The following is a 1746-nucleotide window of genomic DNA, read 5'->3' on the forward strand; positions in this document are numbered from 1 at the left end:
GGCCCGATCGGCAGGACGCCGCCTAGGATGCCGAGGTGTTCACACAACGGACGTATCGCACCCGCCGAAGGACCCTGGCCGCCACGGCGCTCGTCGCCGCCGCGCTCGTCACCACCGCCTGCTCGCCCGGCACCGGCACCCCGGAGCCCGGCGGCGGCTCGGGCGGCAGGCCCGCCGCGCGCGGCACGGCGCTGGCGGCCGTGGACACCCTCACCGTCAAGGGCCGTGCCCCCAGGACCGGTTACGAGCGGGAGAAGTTCGGCCGTGCCTGGGTGGACGTCGACGGCAACGGCTGCGGCACCCGCGACGACATACTCAAGCGCGACCTGACCGGGGTCCGCTTCACCGACGGCCGCTGCAAGGTCGCCTCCGGCACCCTCGCCGAGGACCCGTACACGGGCGCCGCCATCTCCTACGCGCGGGGCCGCAGCAAGGTCGACATCGACCATGTCGTCGCGCTCTCCGACGCCTGGCAGAAGGGCGCGCAGAAGTGGGACGGGGAGACCCGGCGCCGCTTCGCCAACGACCCGCTCAACCTCCTCGCCGTCGACGCGTCCACGAACCGCCGCAAGTCCGACGGCGACGCGGCGACCTGGCTGCCGCCGAACAGGGCCTACCGCTGCGACTACGTGGCCCGGCAGATCGCGGTGAAGAAGAAGTACGGGGTGTGGGTGACGAAGGGGGAGCGGGACGCGATGAAGCGGGTCCTGGCCGCCTGCCCGCAGCAGAAACTTCCGTGACGCGGAGCCCGGCCGGGAATTCCTGTCGGGAAATCCCGCGCCGGAACCGGCGGAAAACTCGGTTGGTGTAAGAGGCAGCGATCCCTATCCTGCCTGCATGGACCTCAACATATCGACCCTCGCCGAACGCCCCGAACTGGAAGGGCCGATGTGGGGCATGGCCGACCTCTGGCCCGAGTTCATGATGTACGACCCGGTCGGCTGGGCGAACATCGGACGGATCGTGCGCGAACTGCCGGAGTTCGTCCTGGTGGCCACCGACACCGACGGCAAGGTCGTCGCCCGGGGCTTCAGCGTTCCCTTCCGTCTCGACACGGACGGCCGTCGCGAACTGCCCGCGCGCGGCTGGGACGAGGTGCTGCTCTGGGCCTTCTCCGACCTGAAGCACGGCCGGGAGGCCGACACCGTCAGCGCGATCGAGATCACGGTCGACACGACCGCGCTGGGCCGGGGCGTCTCGCACCGGATGCTGGCCGCCATGCGGGACAACGCCGCCGCGCGCGGCTTCGCCGAAGTCGTCGCACCGGTCCGCCCCAACGGCAAGCACCTGGAGTCCGGGACCTCGATCCACGAGTACGCCTTCCGCACGCGGGAGAGCGACGGCCTGCCGCACGACCCATGGCTCCGCGTCCACGTCCGCGCGGGCGGCCGGATCGAGTCGGTGGCCGCGGCCTCGATGACGGTCTCCGGCTCCGTCGAGCAGTGGCGCAAGTGGACGGGTCTGCCCTTCGACGCGGACGGCCCGGTCGAGGTCGAGGGCGCGCTCGTCCCGGTCCACTGCCAGGCCACCCGCGGCTACGCCGTCTACGTCGAGCCCAACGTGTGGGTGCGCCACCGTCTCTGACGCACGCACGCACGCATGCACACGCACGCGCGTGGGGCGGGGCCGGGCCCCCGGGGGGGGCCCCCCCCCCGCCCGCGGGCGGGGCGGGGCAGGCGGGGGTCACGACGGGCCTTGGGGGCGGGGGCCTCGCGCCGCACGCCGCGCCCGTGAGGGGGACAGGGA

General features: G+C 73.1%; 2 protein-coding genes. Both read left to right on the forward strand.

What is annotated here, in order from left to right; translation table 11 throughout:
* Positions 1-35: 35 nt before the first annotated feature.
* On the forward strand, positions 36-740 hold the full coding sequence (locus tag ACFVZH_RS30595) for an HNH endonuclease family protein (RefSeq protein ID WP_384902335.1): 705 nt from the start codon (positions 36-38) through the stop codon (positions 738-740).
* Positions 741-837: 97 nt separating this feature from the next.
* Entirely contained in the window at positions 838-1584 is a 747-nt protein-coding gene (locus ACFVZH_RS30600; RefSeq protein WP_384902337.1) for an N-acetyltransferase, read from the forward strand.
* Positions 1585-1746: the final 162 nt, after the last annotated feature.

Origin of the sequence: Streptomyces sp. NPDC059534 (assembly GCF_042743475.1) — a bacterium.
In the GTDB taxonomy this organism is placed as follows: Bacteria; Actinomycetota; Actinomycetes; order Streptomycetales; family Streptomycetaceae; genus Streptomyces.